This window comes from Dactylosporangium aurantiacum (genome assembly GCF_000716715.1).
GTDB classification, from domain to species: domain Bacteria; phylum Actinomycetota; class Actinomycetes; order Mycobacteriales; family Micromonosporaceae; genus Dactylosporangium; species Dactylosporangium aurantiacum.
Map to the genome: position 1 here is coordinate 59572 of NZ_JNYJ01000025.1, position 16396 is coordinate 75967.

Consider the following 16396-nt stretch of genomic DNA (forward strand, 5'->3'; position numbering starts at 1 on the left):
CGCGTCCTTCCGCGTCACTGTCGACCCGCTACGTTATCGTCCCCGTCGCAGCCGCAGCGTCGCCCACACCACCTTGCCGCCGACCGTGTCGATCACGCCCCAGGAGGTGGCGACACCATCGACGATGAGCAGCCCGCGGCCGGACTCGAGCTCGTTGTCCGCGGTGATCCTTCGCGGCCGCCGCGAGCTGCGGTCGCGCACGGCCACGTGCAGGTAGCGCTCCCGCAGCGTGACGACCACGGTGCTGCCGGTCCGGGCGTGCTGCACCGCGTTGGCGACCAGCTCGGTCACGACCAGCGCGGCGTCGTCGGCGACGTGCCGCACCCCCCACCGCTCGCAGCAGCGGTCGACGAGGTCCCGGGCCAGGGCGGTCGCGTCCCGGTCCGGCGCCAGGTCGATCTGCGCCCGGGTCGGGGCGGGCCAACGGGCGTGCGCGGCGAGGGCCTGCTCCCGCGTCTCGAACGTCGGCACCTGCCGGGCCACCACGATCCTGTCGAGCTGGACCGCGAGGGCGGGCCGGACGCCGTACAGCATCACCGACACATTGTCGGCGCTGCCCTGGTGTACCAGCGCCGGAAACGCGGTCAGGGTGACGTCGTCCTCGACCTCCAGCCCGCTCACGTCGATGAGGACGAGGTCCGGCTGGTCGGCGAACGCCTTGAGCCCCGTGGCGCGCAGCTGCGGCACCGTCGCGAGGCTGAGCGTGCCACGCAGCCGGAGGTGGCAGATAGGAAATTCCCGCTCCAGGATGCAGGCGAGGGTCGTCATAGCTCGTCCGCCACCAATGGCTTGTCCTCCACCGACCCGAGCTGCTCGATGAGCTGACGGATGATCCGCCCGGCGTCGTCGGCGGCGCGGCTGACCTCGTTGTACCGCTCGGCGGTCATCACGCTGCCCCGCATCGACGCGGAGTCGGCCATGCGGCGGCTGAGCGCGGCCTTCTCCTCCAGGCTGCGCAAAGCCATCCAGAGCGCGCCCTCCAGGGCCTCGCCCTGCTCCTCGATCAGGCCCAGCGCGCTCCAGGCGTGGCCGACCCGGCAGCGGAACCGGGGTGGCCGGTGACCGCCCGGCAGCTCGAAGAGTGCGCCGTGGCAGCTGGGACAGCCGAATCCGGCGGGCACCCCACCGGCGCTCTCGGCGGTCAGGTCCTCCATGGCAGCCATCGCGTCCTCCGCAACCACCTGGGCGTCTCCTGACAACGGCACCGGCGCGGGGCCGGTCATCCCGTCCGTCATCTCCGCGAGCGCGGCGCCCATCGCCGCCACCGGCATGACCCGCGCGTCCGGGACGAGTTCGGCGGCCTGGACCGGCATGGACGGGTGCAATGCCTCGGCCGGCGCCTGCACGAGTCCGGCCCCGCCGTGCTCGACGATGGTCGCCAGGCCGAACGCGCCGTCGTCGCGGCTGCCGGACAGCACCACGCCGACGACGGCCCTGCCCCACGCCCGCGCCGCGGACCGGAACAGCGGGTCGACGGCGGGACGGTGCCCGTTCTCCGTCGGGCCGCGCGACAGCCGCAGCTTGCCGTCGACCACGAGCACATGGAAGTTCGGCGGGGCGACGTAGATCGTCCCGGCCTCCAGCGGGCAGCTGTCGGTCGCGTGCCGCACCGGCAGCCGGCCGGCCCGGCCCAGGATGTGCGGCAGCGCGCTGGTGCCGGACCGCGGGATGTGCAGCACCACGCACACGGCCGCGGCCAGCGAGCCGGGCAGCGCGGCCACGAACGACCGCAACGCCTCCACGCCGCCCGCGGAGGCGCCGACGACGACGAGTCCGCGCGGCTCACGCACGGTGGCGACCGATCACAAGGGCGGACTCTACGCTTCGCAGGGACACAGCGACGCTCATCTCGATGCCATCTCACTCGACACGCCCGGCCGGGCAGCGGCGGTCACCGTCGCGTCCGGGCCGGATCGATCAGTACCTGCTGCCCCGCGGTACCCTCCGGCAAACCCGTCATCCTGTCGCGTCGAGGATGTCCTCGTATACGGCGACCTTGTAGTTGATCAGGTCCAGGCACTTGGTGAGCTGGTCAATCTGCTCCAGGACCCGCTGCCGGTGCTCACGCAGCAGGTCCAGCCGCTGCGGCTCGTTGCCCTCGCCGGCGCGCACCAGCTCGGTGTACCGGCGGATCTGCGGCAGTGGCATGCCGGAGCCGCGCAGGATCACGCAGACGGTGAGCCAGCCGAGGTCGTCCTCGCCGTACACCCGCCGGCCGGCGGGGTCGCGCTCGACCGGGCCGGCGAGCAGACCTTCACGCTCGTAGAAGCGCAGCGCGTGCACGCTCAGGCCGGTGCGTGCGGCGACGTCGCCGATGCTGAGCCGTCGCTCGATGTCGGACATGCCGTACATCGTAGGTGTTGACCTAGAGTCGGCTCCAGGTCCTAGCCTGCTGCGGTCCACGTCTCGAAGGAGCCCTCATGCGGTACCGCACGCTCGGCCGGACCGGCATCCAGGTCAGCGTCCACTGCCTCGGCACGATGATGTTCGGCGCGGTGGGCAACCCCGACCACGACGAGTGCGTGCGCGTCATCCACGCCGCGCTCGATCGGGGCATCAACTTCGTCGACACCGCCGACATGTACTCCGCCGGCGAGTCGGAGCGGATCGTCGGCGCGGCGTTGCGGGGGCGCCGCGACGACGTCGTGCTCGCCACGAAGGTCCACTTCCCGATGGGCGAGGGACCCAACCGGGGCGGCAACTCGCGGCGCTGGATCGTCCGCGCGGTCGAGGACAGCCTGCGCCGGCTCGGCACCGACTGGATCGACCTCTACCAGGTGCACCGCCCCGACGCGACCACCGGCGTCGAGGAGACGCTGTCGGCCCTCACCGACCTGGAGCGCCAGGGCAAGATCCGCGCGTTCGGCTGCTCGACGTTCCCCGCCGAGCAGGTCGTCGAGGCGCACCACGTGGCGCTGCGGCACGGGCTGTCCGGGTTCCGCACGGAGCAGCCGCCGTACTCGCTGCTGGCCCGCGGCGTCGAGAAGGACCTCCTGCCGGTCGCCGAACGCTACGGCATGGGCGTGCTCACCTGGAGCCCTCTGGCGTCCGGCTTCCTGACCGGCCGGTACCGCAAGGGCACGCCGGTGGACCTGTCGACCGGCCGCGCCGCGCTCGCCCCGGCCCGCTTCGACCCGGCGCTGCCGGAGAACGCGCGCAAGCTCGACGTGGTCGAGCGGCTGGTGGCGCTCGCCGGCGATCTCGGCCGCACCCTGCCGGAGCTGGCGCTGGCGTTCCCGGTCGCGCAGCCCGCGGTCACCTCGGTCATCATCGGCCCGCGCACCATGGCCCAGCTCGACGCCGCCCTGCGCGGCGCCGACCTCGCGCTGGACGACGCCACCCTGGACCGCGTCGACGAGATCGTCCCGCCGGGCACCGACCTGTACCGCGCCGACGGCGCCTGGCGCCCCCCGTCGCTCGCCGACCCGCTGCTGCGCCGCCGCCGCCCGGCCGACCGCGCGGCCGCCTGAGACTCCTTCACCAGCGCGACGGTGCACGCACGGCCGCCTGAGGCTCCTTCGCCGGCGCGACGGTGCACGCACGGCCCGCCGGGGCCGGCCGCGCGGCGGCCCCGGCGACCGGTCAGGCCGCCGCTGCCGCGGCGGCGAGGACGGCGGCGCCGAGGCGGGCGTTCTCCGGGGCGGGGTAGCCGAACCGGCGCCGGACGTAGCCGTAGGCGACGCCCGCGTCGGGGTCGGCCCAGCCGAGCGAACCGGTCGCGCCGATGTGCCCGATGGTGCGGGGCCCGAGGTACGGATGCGTCGCCGGGAGGTGCTCGAAGCCGAGCGCGAAGTGGTCCGCCTCGCCGGTCACCAGGTCCACGCCGAGCGAGTACGGCGCCGCGAACTCGGTGACCGTGGCGGGCTCCAGCAGCGCGGGGCGGCCGTCGAGCGGGCCGGTCGCGGCGGCATACATCCTGGCCACGCCGCGGGCGTTGCCGACACCGCCGGCCGACGCCGGGCCGAGGGCGCGGACCTGCCGGGTGTTGCCGAAGTCCAGCAGGTCGAACGACGTGTTGAACGCGATCGCCAGGAACGACGCCGGGTCCGGGGTGAACGCCGGGCCGGGCGCCGGCAGCAGCGGCCGGAACCGCTGCTCCAGCTCCTCGGGCAGGCCCAGCCACAGGTCGAGGCCGTACGGGGCGCGCAGCCGCTCCTCGTACCACTGCCGCACCGGGCGGCCGGTGACGGCGCGGACCTCGGCGTCCAGCAGCGCGCCCATGGTGATGGCGTGGTAGCCGTAGGCGGTGCCGGGCTCCCAGAACGGTTTCTGGTCCGCGAGCCGGGCCGCGACCACCCGGTCGTCGGCCGCCTCGGCGATGCTGAACCCGCCGTCGACGCCGATCAGCCCGGAGCGGTGCCCGAGCAGCTCGCGGACCGTCAGCGGGAACGGCAGGCTCCGCGCCGGCGCGTCGAGCTCCAGCGCGCCCTCCTGCACCAGCAGCGCGGCGACGAGGTGCGCGGCGCCCTTGGTCACGGAGAACACGCCGGTCAGCGTGTCGCCGTCGACGTCGGCGCCCCACAGGTCGACGACCTGGACGCCCCGGTGGTAGACCGCCAGTTGTGAGCCGGTGCCCTCCGGCTCCGCGGCGAGGAAGGCGGCGAACTCCTCGCGGACCGCTTCGAACCCCGCAGCGACGTGCCCCCGTGCTTCAGTCATGCCGGTCATTCTCGTGCGGTACCGCCACCGCCGGCGACATCGGGCTGATCACAGCGCCGGGCGGGAATAGCGGGCGCGCTCCTTCGGTCGTTCGGCTCCTGTCGGAGGCCACGACGTGTCCGTACACTCCTCGATGATCATCGAGGAGGATGTCGTGTCGTTCGCGCTCTCGCGTCGCGCCGCCATGCGCGGTGTCGTCGCCGCCGCCACCGCTGCCGTCGTCGCGCCGGCGGTCCTCGGGCGGCCGAGGGCCGCCCGTGCGTCGCTGCCCGGCGCGCCCGGACGGATCACGTACCGGAAGGTCAGCGCCGTATGGATCGCGGACGCCGACGGCTCCGCGGCACGGGAGCTGGTGCCGAGCGCCTGGGCCGGCTCCGGCGGGTGGGCGCCGGACGGGAGCCGGTTCGTCTTCCCCTTCAACCCTGACGGTCCGCAGTCGATCCGGGCGGACGGCACCAACCGCAACGCGCTCACCCCGGGCACCACCCTCTCCTCGAACGAGCCGGTGTACACCCCCGACGGCCGGTACGTCGTGTACTCCACCTACGGACGGCTGCTCATCGCGAGCAGCAGCGGCACCTGGTCGTCGGGGGCGCCGCTGTTCGACGCGCCCGGGGAGCCAGGGCTCTGGGACAGCCGGCCCGCCGTCGCCGGCGACGGCACCATCGTCTTCCAGCGCCACCTGGCGAGCACCGCGTACGACTACGAGACCGGCGACATCTACCGGGTCGACGGCGACACCGCCGTCACTAGGATCATCCAGAACGGCTGGGGTGCGGACTTCGCCCCGGACAGCACCCGGATCGCGTTCGTCCGCACGTACGGGCAGCACCGCCAGATCTGGATCGCCGACGCCGACGGCGGCAACCAGGTGCAGCTGACCACCGAGGAGAACGCCGGCAGCACCCACAACCAGGACCCGGCGTGGTCACCGGCGGGCGACGCCATGCTCTTCACCAGCTACACGGTCCACGGGGATCCCCAGGTCAAACGCATGGACCTGGCCACCAAGACGGTGGTCACGGTCGCCGCGTACGGCTCGCTGCCCACGTGGCAGCCGGTCACGACCAACGTGGTGGAGCGGGTCTGGGGGCAGACGGCGTTGGACACCGCGGTCGCCACGTCCCGCTACAACTGGGCCGACCACGGGGTCGACGACGGCGTGCGCGGGCCGGCCAAGGCGGTGGTGCTGTCCCGCGACGACGTGTACCTCGACGCGCTCGGCGGTTCCGCGCTCGCCGTGCGCAAGCAGGGCCCGCTGCTGATCACCCCGCCCGGCGGGCTGCACGCCTCGACCAGGGCCGAGCTGCAGCGCATCCTCGCCCCGGGCGGCACGGTGTACCTGCTCGGCGGCACCGTCGCGCTGTCGGCGAAGGTGGAGAGCCAGGTCACGGCGCTCGGCTACACCGTCGTGCGGCTGTGGGGCGCCACCGAGTACGACACCGCCATCGCCATCGCCAAGGAGATCGAGCCCAGGCCGAACGCGGTCATCCTGGCCACCGCACTGCAGTACTACGACGCGCTGGCCGCCGGCGCCGCGGCCGGCGCCAACCCCGGCACCGTCATCGTGCTCACCGCCGGCGACACCATGCCCGCCGCGACCGCCGCCTACCTCAACTCGCTCAACCCCGACCCGAACACCGGCACCCGGATGATCGGCGTCGGCGGCCCCGGGGTCCGGGCGCTGCTCGGCGGCTACCAGGCCGACCAGATGCCGTCCTGGCCCGATACGCTGCACTACTGGCCGGTGTTCGGCGCGACCGAGTTCGAGACCGCGGCCGCCGTCGCCGACTTCTTCTTCGACGCCCCCCGCACCGCCGCTGTCGCGACCGCGACGACCTGGTTCGACGCGCTGACCGGCGGCGCGATGGTCGGCGCCAACCACGGCCCGCTGCTGCTGTCCGCCCCCGGCACGCTCAGCCCCGCCACCCTCGACTACCTGTCCCGCAACGCCGCCTCGCTGAAGTACGCGACCATGCTCGGCGGCGTCCTGGCGTTGAAGGACACCCTCGTCTCCGCCCTGGGCGACGCCGTCTCGGCACCCGGCGCGTACACCTACGTGCAGTACACCGAGCATTTCGTCCCGCAGCATCTGCGGGCCCGGTCGCTGGCCGGCGGCAGCCAGGAGCGACGAGTCAGCACCGCCGCCGGGATGCCCGGGGTCGTGCACCGCCCGCCCGCCCGGGCAACGCACTGATGCCGCACGCGACGACAGGCCGCTCACGCCACGCGTCGTTTCCGCAGGGTCGCACGGTATGACCGCCGCAGACCCACCGGCCGTGCTGGCGCGATCGGCGAGTGAGATGGCGGGTTCGGCGAGTGAACCGGGGCCGGTGGCCTCCTAGCGTTGGAGGCACGCGGTCGCCAAGGGCCGCCGGGCTGGGGGAAGAGCTGTGCTGACTGTGCTGGTGACCGGGGCGTCGTCCGGGATGGGCAAGGCCGTGGCGGTGAAGCTGCTGGCCGAGGGGCACGCCGTCTACGCGGTGGCGCGGCGGGAGGAGCGGATGCGGGATCTTGCCGCGCTCGGCGCCGTCGTGGTGGCGGCGGACGTCACGGTCGACGACGACCTGGTGCGACTGGTGGAGCGGGTGACCGCCGAGCGGGGCGGCGTCGACGTGCTGGTCAACAACGCCGGCTTCGGGCTGTACGGGGCCGTGGAGGACGTGTCCCTGGACGACGCGCGCCGACAGTTCGAGGTGAACCTGTTCGGGCTGGCCCGCCTCACCCAGCTGGTGCTGCCGGGCATGCGGCGGCGCGGGTCGGGGCGGATCGTGAACATGTCGTCGATGGGCGGCAAGATCTACACCCCGCTCGGCGCCTGGTACCATGCCACGAAGCACGCGGTGGAGGGCTGGTCGGACTGCCTGCGGCTGGAGCTCGCGCCGCTGGGCATCGACGTGATCGTCATCGAGCCGGGCCTGATCGACACGGAGTTCGCCGACGTGGTCACCGGGCCGTTGCTGGCGCGGTCCGCGGCCGGGGCGTACGCCACCCTCGCGACCAAGGTGGCCGACAGCACGCGGAAGATGTACGCCGGTGGCGCCACGCCGCCGTCGGTGATCGCGGACGTGATCGAGAAGGCCGTCACCGCGCGCCGGCCGAGGACGCGCTACGCCGCCGGCCGGTACGCGAAGATACTCATGGCCACGCGAAAGTGGCTCGGCGACCGGGTGTACGACCGGTCGATCATGGCTCGGTTGTAGGCGGGATGCACCGATGAGCTCGGATCGTTTCACGGTCGGTCCCTCGGGCCGGGCGCTGCTCGCCGACCTCGGCGTCGACCTGGCCGGCGTGCTGCGCCGGGCGAGGCTGCCGACGGCGGTCTACACGCACGGGACCGCCGAGCTCAGCACCGCCGAGTACTACGCCTTCTGGCGCGCGCTGGACGAGGAGGCCGGTGACCCGCTGCTGCCGATCCGGATCGGCCGGGCGATGCGCGCGGAGGTCTTCGACCCGCCGCTGTTCGCGGCGTTCTGCAGCCCGGACCTCAGCGTCGCCGCGGCGCGGCTCGCCACGTACAAGAAGCTGATCGGCCCGCTGCGGCTGGAGGTCGGCGAGGGCGGCGGCGCCCTGACGATCGCGATGCACTGGCCCGAGGCGGAGACCGCCCCGGCGGCCCTGGTGCTCACTGAGCTGATCTTCTGGGTGGCGCTGGCCCGCATCGCCACCCGCGAGGAGGTCCGGCCGTTGCGGTTCGCCGCGCCCGCCGGCACGACGCCCGGGCAGGCCGCGGCGTACCGGGACTATCTCGGCGCCCCGGTCGAGCGCTCGGCCGTCGCGACCGTCACGTTCTCCCGCGCCGACGCCGAGCGACCCTTCCTGACCGCGAACGAGCGGATGTGGGAGTACTTCGAGCCCGGCCTGCGCCGGCGGCTCACCGAGTTCGAGACCCAGCCGTCAGCCACCGAGCTGGTCCGCCAGGTGCTGCTGCGGCTGCTGCCGGCGGGCACGGCGACGCTGGACGCGGTGGCGCGGGAGCTGGCGGTCAGCGCCCGGACGCTGCAGCGCCGGCTGCAGCTGGAGGGGACCGCGTTCCAGGACGTGCTGCGCCGGACCCGGGAGGCGCTGGCCAGGCACTACCTGTCCACGTCACGGATGAACCCGGCCGAGATCGCCTACCTGCTCGGCTACGACGACACGAACTCCTTCTACCGGGCGTTCCACGGTTGGACCGGCCGGACACCGGAGCAGTTCAGGACCGTGGCCGCGGCGGCGCCGGGCCCCGTGGGGTGACGCTGCCGGGCCGCGGCGGACGGCCGGTAAGTGCGACCCACTCGCCGGCGCTCGCCGCGTTGCCGGCGGCGACCGTCCTGGAGCTCGGCGAGCACGGCATCCGGACCACGGCATGGGCGGACCTCGCCGTCGTGGGGCACACCCGGGCGTTCCTGGAGCGGCCCGACCGGTACCTGCGCCACCTGCTCGACTGACAGCCGCCACCGGGATCGGCGACAATCGTGCCTTGACAAAGGGGTGGGTCCACAGTGGACGATTTGGCGTGCGGATTCTCGTGGTGGGTGGCAGTGGTCTGATCGGTGCGCACGTGGCGGAGGTGCTGCGGGAGCGCGGGCACGCGGTGACCGCGACGGCGCGCACGGCACAACCGGGCAGCGACGAGCTGCTCGACGTGGGCGGCGCGACCGTCGAGCAGTTCCGGGCGCTGCTCGCCGGGCACGACGGCGTGGTGTACGCCGCCCGCACCGACGAGCAGCAGGCGTTGCGCAAGCCGATCTACCCGGTGTTCCGGGCCGATCTCGTCGAGCCGGTGGTGCGGCTGTTCACCGCGGCCCGCCTCGAAGGGCTCACCCGTGGCGTGGTGATGGGCTCGTACTACACGTACTTCGACCGGTCGCACCCGCAGTGGCGGCTGCCGCAGCGGCACACGTACATCCGCTGCCGGGTCGAACAGGCGCAGGAGGCGCGCACCGCCGCCGGGCCGGACCTGCCGGTCGCGGTGCTGGAGCTGCCGTTCGTGTTCGGCCGGGCCGGCGACCGGTTGCCGAACTGGTCCGGGCCGTTGGAGCGGTGGGCACGTTCGCGCTCGCCGCTGCTGGCGCCCGTCGGCGGCTCGGCGGCGGCCTCGGCCCGCAGCGTCGCGATCGTCGCCGCCGACGCGCTCGAGGAGCGCCGGGGCGACGACATCCCGATCGCCGACGAGAACCTCACCTGGGACGTGATGCTGGCGCGGATCGCGGCGGCGGTCGGGCGCCCGCGCAAGGTCCGCCGCCTGCCCGCCGCCGTGATGCGCGGCGCGACCCGCCTCGGCGGCGGGCTGCAGGCCCTCGGCCGCAAGGAGTCCGGGATCAACCCGGGTCACGTCGCGGACCTGCTGCTCGCCGAGCTGTTCATCGAGCCGGTGACCGGCCGGTCCCTGGACCCGTCGGTCAAGGAGACGTTCGCCGGCTGAGGCGCGTGGTCACCATGGCACGACGCCGGCGTCCTCGAAGAACGAACCGGTCGGGCCGCCGTCGGGCAGGGTCGCCAGCCGGATCGCCACGGCCGCGCCCTGCTCGGGCGTGCGCACCCCGCGGAAGCCGTTGAGGTCCGTGGCGACGTAGCCGGGGCAGGCCGCGTTGATCAGGATGTTGGTGTCCCGCAGCTCCTTGGCGTACTGGATGGTGACGGCGTTGAGGAACGTCTTGGACGGCGAGTAGGCGGCCGACAGCGGGCCGATCGTCAGCTCGGACGCGCCGGCCTCGGTCTGCCGGGTGAGGGAGCCGACGCCGCTGGACATGTTGACGATGCGCGGCGACGCGGCCCGGCGCAGCAGCGGCAGCATCGCGTTGGTCACCCGGACCACCCCGATGACGTTGGTCTCCACGACGGTACGCAGCACCTGCGGCGACACGGCCGTCGGGTGCTGCGGCACACCGCCGGTGATGGCGGCGTTGTTCACGAGCGCGTCGAGCCGGCCGGCCCGCTCCCGCAGCAGTCGCGCGGCGGCGGTGACGCTCGCGTCGTCGGTCACGTCGAGCGGCACGCCGAACGCGTCGACGCCCGCGGCCCGCAGCTTCTCCACGGCGGCCTCGCGCCGGTGCTCGTCGCGGGCGCCGACGCCGACGCTCCAGCCGAGCGCGCCGAGCCCGGCCGCGATCTCGTACCCGATGCCCTTGTTCGCGCCGGTCACCAGCGCGATCTTCGATTCGGTCATGGCTCGATCCTGGCCGCGGCCCGCCAGGCGACCAACACCGTCTGGGTAGCCGGCGATACCCTGCGGGTATTGTTGGGCGACATGGAGACGCGGGAGCTGCGCTATTTCGTCGCGGTCGCCGAGGAGCTGCACTTCGGGCGGGCCGCGCAGCGGCTCGGCATCGCCCAGCCGCCGCTGTCCCGGGCGATCCGCCAGCTGGAGCGGCGCCTCGGCGTCGACCTGCTGGTGCGCACCAGCCGATCGGTGACCCTGACCGAGGCCGGTGCGGTGCTGCTGCGCGAGGGGCGCGCCGCCCTCGACGCGGTCGACGCCGCCGGCCGCCGCACCCGCCGCGCCGCCCTCGCCGCTACCGGCGAGCCCGGCCTGGTCCTCGTCACCAAGGCCGGCGCCTCCGGCGAGCTGCTGGCGAAGCTGCTCGACGCGTACGCGGCCGAACCCGGCGCCGTCGCCGTCGACGTCGTGCTGTGCGGCATCGGCGAGCAGGAGCGGCTGCTGCGCGACGGCCGCGCCGACGTGGCGCTGCTGCACCTGCCGTTCGACTCCACGTCCGGCCTCGACACCGAGGAGCTGACCTGCGAGGGGCAGGTCGCGGTCCTGCCCGCCGGGCACCCGCTCACCACCCGCACGACCCTGCGCATGGCCGACGTCACCGGCCTGCCCGACCTGCCGCTGCCCCGCTGGCCGTGCCGCGACGGCAGCTACCCCGACGGCCCCGGCCCGCAGGTCCGCGACAACGTGCAGCTGTTCCAGCTGATCGCGCTGCGCCGCGCCGTCGCCGTCCTGCCCGACTCGTGCCGCGCCCACCTGCGGCACGACCTGACCGCCGTGCCGGTCCTGGACGCACCGAAGGTCACCACGGTGATCGCCTGGCCACCGCACAGCAGGTCCCGCGCCGTCGCCGGCCTCGTCCACGCCGCCACCCGCCTGTAGCGGTCAGCGCAGCGCGCGGCGCAGGATGTAGTTCAGCCCGAAGTCGGTGTCGACGCGGTACACGTCGTGATACCCGAGCCGCTGGTAGAACCCGTGCCCGGTGATGCTGGCACCGGTCTCCATGACGTCGTGCCCGTCGGCGGCGGCGAGCGCCTCGACGTGCCGCAGCAGCAGCCGCCCGATCCCCCGCCCCGCGGCGTCGGGCCGCACGAACATCGTGTACACCCGGTTGCCGTCGCGGGAGATCGTGCCGACGACTTCGCCGTCCACCACCGCCACGAACATCTGCCGCGTGCCGGCCAGCTCCTCGACCGTGCCGGGCGTGAAGTGCGCGCACATCCGGTCGATGATGTCGGGCGGGTAGTCGCGGCTGTTCACCTCCCGCAGGCAGCGGACGATGATCCCCGCGACCACGTCCGCGTCCCCGGTCCCGAACGGTCGGATCGTCGGCATCGCTCACCGTCCCGGACACGTGTCGGTGTAGGGCTGTCCCGGTGCGTACCTGCTCCACTCCTGCCGCGACAGCGACCGCTGGACGATCCGGCACACGGCGTCGATGGCTTCGCCACCGACATGGCGCAGGGTCGGTGGCGGACCGGACACCGTCGGCTCCTTCCACACGGCGATCCAGCCGTCGAGGTTGGCGTAGGTCCTCGTCATGTACAGCTCGCGGTACCGCACCGGGGCCTTGCCCAAATTGTGCTGCTCGCCGCTGGCGACGTCCACCGCGGTCACCGTGTTCGCCGTGATGACGAACGCCGACCTGCCGTCGTCGCTGACATCGGTGTCTGTCACGGTGCCGGCGACGCCGACGGCGGTCACCCGGCCGGTGACGAGGTCGACGACGCGTACCGTGCCGTCGCTTTGCGGCAGGACCGCCACGCTGTCACCCACCGCGATCGCCGGATTGATCGACCGGTCGCTCGCGGTGACGCGCACCGGCGGCGACGGCCCGTTGTCGATCATCCAGTGCCCGCCGCCGTCGTCGTACACGCCGTCATTGATGTGCGATCCCAGCGTGGTGATGCGCGGCGGGAACACGCTCGTCTCCATGAGGTACGTCGTCCTCGAGCCGGTGTCGGACAGCAGCACCGTGCCGTCCTCGACGTGGCTCGCGACGACATCGGCGAGCACGGTCCGGCGGGTGGGCGGGTCGGTGCTGAAGTCGACCGTCACGACGGCGGACCCGTCCAGCACCACCGCCAGATCGGCACGCCCCGGCGCGACCGCCACGACCTCGTCCACCTGCGTCGAGCGCGGCGTCGCACCGGCCAGGTCGACCAGCCGGTCGCCGGCGACGATAAGCCGCCGGCTCATCAGGTCCGGTGACGCGTCGGCCCGGCCCGTCCACCGGGGGCGGCTGAGGTCGGACGGGTCCCAGACCGAGTAGGTGTCCTTCGCTGCCGTCGTGACCAGCAGGTCGGCGCTGGCGCTGTCGAACTGTGCGGCCGGGTCGGGCAGCGCGGTGACCGCCGGCGGGTCAACCCCGAAGTCGACCACGCGGATGTTCGCGTCGTCCTCGTCGGACGCGTACACCCACCGGCCACGGTCCGGCCACGTGGTGTCGTCGACGCCGGTGGCCACCGGCACCTCCCGGCTCGGCCAGAGCCGCGGGTCGAACGCGGTCAGCCGTCCGTCCGGGTACCGGCACAGCAGCCAGCCGCCGGGGCCGGCACGGAGGTCGGCGCCGTCGTCGACGTGCACGGGGCGCAGCATGGCGTCGGACAGCCGCCATACCGTGCGGGGCTTCTTGCCGGACACCGCCCAGCTACCACGCTCGGACACATCGGTCAGCGACCCCGTCGTGCCCAGCGAGACCGGTCCCACCGGGCCGCCGGCCGGCCCCCACGCGGTGCCACGACCTTCGTCGTCGTTGAGCACCAGCCAACGGTCGCCCTCCACCGCCGGGTCAGAGGTCCGGCGCCAGGTCAGCACCTCGCCGGTGTTGAGGATGTCCAGCACCGTGCTCAGGTCCAGCAGCGACGACTGGTCCGAGTCGAGCTCGGCGGCGGCGGCGCGCAGGCGCAGGGCGGTGAGCCGGTCGTTCTCCTGCAGTTCGTCGGCCTGGGCGATGAGGTGGTTGGCGGCGTTGCTGCGTTCGGCGGCGATGGCGGCCTGGAAACGGTCGCGGGCGACCGGGAACGACACCGCCACGAGCAGCGCCGGCAGGACCGCCGTGGCGACCACGGTCGCGCCGAGGCGGGCCACGCGGCGCGGTGGTGGTCGCTGGCCGCGCAGGATGGCGCCGACCTCCGCGCCGGTCTCCACCAGCCGGCCGGCCGCGCCCGGACGGTGCCGGTCGGCCAGGCGCTCCATCAGGCGGGCGTGCCGGAACTGGTACACGGCGCCGAGCTGGCGCAGCAGCGACGCGCGCTCGTGGGCGTCCTCGAGGAACTCGAACAGCCGCCACGGCAGCCGCCGCCACGTCGCGAGCCAGGCGTGCGCGACCGCGTAGGAGACGCTGGGCGCGCCGGAGCCGAGCAGCACCGCGCCGAATGCGACGAGCCCCGCCCATGGCGCCGCCTCGTACGGGTCATTGGTGTACAGGCCGCCGAAGCGCACCAGCGACCCGCCGGTGAGGTCCGCGGTGACCTTGGTGAGCAGCGCGTCGCCGACGCCGGCCGTGACCGCGCAGCTCAGCGCGGTGACGAGCAGGCTGATCAGGTCGCCGCGCAGGACGGTGCGCGGGGTGAGCGGGGTGTCCGCCTCGACCGGCGTGGCGAACCAGCGCCCGACGCCGACCGGCAGGCCGACGGTCGAACCCACCACGAGCGCCGTGAGCAGGCCGGTGATCAGGCCGCTGCGGATGTCACGCTCGGACACGCCGGCCACCACGCCCAGCGTGAGCCCGACCGGCAGGCCGAGGATCATGCCCATGCCGAGACCGGAGGCCAGGCTCGGCAGCAGCAGCCCGGCCCGGGGCGCGGCACGGTTCGGGGTGGATCCCCGGCCCAGCGCGAGGCCCTGCAGGATCACGCTGAGCGCCATCCCTACGCCGGTGCCGAACACGAGCAGCTGGATGAGCAGGTACAGCAGGCCGATGCCGCCCGTCGTCGCGCGGTCGGCGAAGTACCAGCCGGTCGTCGCGCAGACGACCAGCGCCCCGGCGAGCCCGTCGCGGAACGCCGCACCGGCGAGCGCGGTCCAGCGGCGGCGCCCGGTCGGCGGCGTGTCCGGGGCGTACATGCCACGGGCGGCGTTGAGCCCGGCGACGGTGCCGGCGGCCAGCCCGATCCCCGCGCCGAACAGCGCGTCGGGGCCGGTGCCGACACCGAAGGGCTGCGTGTAGGCCGTCGCGGCCGCGCCCACCGCGGCGATCACCGCGGCGACGCACCACACCACCACCGCGGTCGGCACCGCACGGGCGAGATGCCACCAGGCGAGGTTCGGGGTGGCCAGCCGCTCGTGCAGGTGCGCGGCCAGGAAGGACAGTGCGCGGTCCGCCGCCGGCAGCTGCTCGGGCCGGTACACCGTCGGCAGGATCCGGTCCAGCAGGTGTCGCTGGACGGCGGCCACGTCACCGAAGTCGCACAGCTCGGCCGGTCTGGTGTCCGGCCGCTCGTACACGGCGCGGGCGAGCGCGGTCATCAACGGCGTCGACAGCGCGGTCGCCAGCGGGCCGGTCGGGTCGGCCCGCATCCGCTCCACGACGTCGTGCCACCGGGCGGCGTCGACCTGCTCGCCGGTGATGAACGCGATCGAGTCGGCGACCCGGATGGGCCGGATGACGGCCAGCGCCGCCAGCCGCAGTGGCGCGACCTGTCCCCGGGCGGCCTCGAACTCCGCCCGGCGGCAGGTGACCACCGTCTGCAGCCCGCCGACCCCGGCGACGTCGTTGAGCTGGTCGAACACGTCCGGCAGCAGACCGGTCGGCATCTCGTCCAGGCCGTCGAGCACCGGAAGGACGAGCCCGGCGGCGACCAGGCGGGCGCAGACGTCCGGGCCGTACCGCTTGGCGTCGGCCAGCTCCGGGTAGTCCTCGACCATCCGGCGGGCGATCCAGTCCGGCAGCGACTCCTGGTCGGCGCGCCAGGCGGCGAGCGTGAGCAGGACCGGGACCGGGTGCTGGGCCGACACCGGCTCGGTGCCGCGTTCGGCGGCGGCCAGCACGAACAGCATCGCCACGGTCGACTTGCCGGCGCCCGGTTCGCCGAGGATGACCAGCTGGCGGTGCGGCAGACGCCGGTAGGCGTCCACCAGTCCGGCGGCCGGCGACCGGCCGGTCAGGTCGTCGACGAGGCTGCCGGGCGTGATCGTGAGCGACTGCGGCAGGTCGTCCGCCGCGGATTTCCACCGCAGCTGCAGCGGGCGCGGGTGGCGCAGCCGGCGCACGCCGACCTCACGGCCCCACTGCTGGGTGATCTGCCGGTGCAAGGTGTCCGCGGCGTCCAGCAGGCGCTCCTGCTCGGTGCGCCCGCCGCCGGCCGCCGTGACGGCCTGCCACCAGGCGATGGCCGCGAAGACCAACTGGCCGAGCCCCAGCAGCAGCGTGACCGTGTTGACCGCACGCCCGAACGGCTGCAGGGCCCACGCGACGGTCAGCGTCCCGGTCAGGACTCCGGCGGTCGCCAGCCACCGCCAGCGCAGTCTCGGCACTCGCCGTGGTCGGGTCCCTGGCACAGCGTCATCATGTCGTACATCGATCACCGCCGCACCCGC

14 protein-coding genes are annotated in these 16396 nt (G+C 73.9%); 7 read left to right on the plus strand and 7 right to left on the minus strand.

Features of this window, described 5'->3' with window-relative positions; genetic code table 11:
* Positions 1–33: 33 nt before the first annotated feature.
* The 3 genes from OP18_RS53125 to OP18_RS27335 all read right to left on the minus strand — a co-directional run bounded on the left by OP18_RS53125 (position 34) and on the right by OP18_RS27335 (position 2343).
* Positions 34–768, minus strand: coding sequence for an ATP-binding protein (locus tag OP18_RS53125; protein ID WP_052387418.1), 735 nt, complete (start codon positions 766–768; stop codon positions 34–36).
* The gene (locus OP18_RS27330) at positions 765–1790 is read right to left on the minus strand and encodes a chemotaxis protein CheB (protein ID WP_033361912.1); all 1026 of its coding nucleotides are present in this window, start codon (positions 1788–1790) and stop codon (positions 765–767) included. The genes OP18_RS53125 and OP18_RS27330 overlap by 4 nt, the downstream gene beginning before the upstream one ends.
* 166 nt (positions 1791–1956) lie before the next feature.
* Positions 1957–2343 (minus strand): MerR family transcriptional regulator, encoded by a 387-nt coding sequence (locus OP18_RS27335; protein WP_033361987.1) that lies wholly within the window; start codon positions 2341–2343, stop codon positions 1957–1959.
* A 77-nt stretch (positions 2344–2420) separates the two neighbouring features.
* Here OP18_RS27335 and OP18_RS27340 point away from each other — a divergent pair, with 77 nt between their 5' ends.
* Positions 2421–3470: an aldo/keto reductase gene (locus tag OP18_RS27340; RefSeq protein ID WP_033361913.1), complete on the plus strand. Its 1050-nt coding sequence runs from the start codon at positions 2421–2423 to the stop codon at positions 3468–3470.
* 112 nt (positions 3471–3582) lie between these two features.
* On the opposite strand, the gene OP18_RS27345 is transcribed toward OP18_RS27340, so the two are convergent.
* Positions 3583–4659 carry a serine hydrolase domain-containing protein gene (locus tag OP18_RS27345; protein ID WP_156089817.1) on the minus strand — a complete coding sequence of 359 codons (1077 nt, stop codon included), beginning with the start codon at positions 4657–4659 and terminating at the stop codon, positions 3583–3585.
* Between the two features lie 115 nt (positions 4660–4774).
* On the opposite strand from OP18_RS27345, the gene OP18_RS27350 reads away from it, so the two are divergent.
* The 5 genes from OP18_RS27350 to OP18_RS27370 all read left to right on the plus strand — a co-directional run bounded on the left by OP18_RS27350 (position 4775) and on the right by OP18_RS27370 (position 10063).
* A complete protein-coding gene (locus OP18_RS27350; protein WP_156089818.1) occupies positions 4775–6856 on the plus strand; it encodes a cell wall-binding repeat-containing protein in 2082 nt (693 codons plus the stop codon).
* Positions 6857–7052: 196 nt separating this feature from the next.
* Positions 7053–7862: an oxidoreductase gene (locus OP18_RS27355; protein ID WP_033361916.1), complete on the plus strand. Its 810-nt coding sequence runs from the start codon at positions 7053–7055 to the stop codon at positions 7860–7862.
* A 13-nt stretch (positions 7863–7875) separates the two neighbouring features.
* Positions 7876–8892, plus strand: coding sequence for an AraC family transcriptional regulator (locus OP18_RS27360; RefSeq protein ID WP_033361917.1), 1017 nt, complete (start codon positions 7876–7878; stop codon positions 8890–8892).
* Between the two features lie 59 nt (positions 8893–8951).
* Positions 8952–9086, plus strand: a complete 135-nt coding sequence (locus OP18_RS61960; RefSeq protein ID WP_260710588.1) for a hypothetical protein — start codon at positions 8952–8954, stop codon at positions 9084–9086.
* 68 nt (positions 9087–9154) lie between these two features.
* A complete protein-coding gene (locus OP18_RS27370; protein ID WP_033361919.1) occupies positions 9155–10063 on the plus strand; it encodes an NAD-dependent epimerase/dehydratase family protein in 909 nt (302 codons plus the stop codon).
* Positions 10064–10072: 9 nt separating this feature from the next.
* Here the strand turns inward: OP18_RS27370 and OP18_RS27375 are convergent, their stop codons facing one another.
* Positions 10073–10807, minus strand: coding sequence for an SDR family oxidoreductase (locus OP18_RS27375; protein ID WP_033361920.1), 735 nt, complete (start codon positions 10805–10807; stop codon positions 10073–10075).
* A gap of 81 nt (positions 10808–10888) precedes the next feature.
* On the opposite strand from OP18_RS27375, the gene OP18_RS27380 reads away from it, so the two are divergent.
* A complete protein-coding gene (locus OP18_RS27380; protein ID WP_033361921.1) occupies positions 10889–11737 on the plus strand; it encodes a LysR family transcriptional regulator in 849 nt (282 codons plus the stop codon).
* A 3-nt stretch (positions 11738–11740) separates the two neighbouring features.
* Here the strand turns inward: OP18_RS27380 and OP18_RS27385 are convergent, their stop codons facing one another.
* The gene (locus OP18_RS27385) at positions 11741–12190 is read right to left on the minus strand and encodes a GNAT family N-acetyltransferase (RefSeq protein WP_033361922.1); all 450 of its coding nucleotides are present in this window, start codon (positions 12188–12190) and stop codon (positions 11741–11743) included.
* 3 nt (positions 12191–12193) lie between these two features.
* The gene (locus OP18_RS27390) at positions 12194–16333 is read right to left on the minus strand and encodes a hypothetical protein (protein ID WP_033361923.1); all 4140 of its coding nucleotides are present in this window, start codon (positions 16331–16333) and stop codon (positions 12194–12196) included.
* Between the last annotated feature and the right edge of the window lie 63 nt (positions 16334–16396).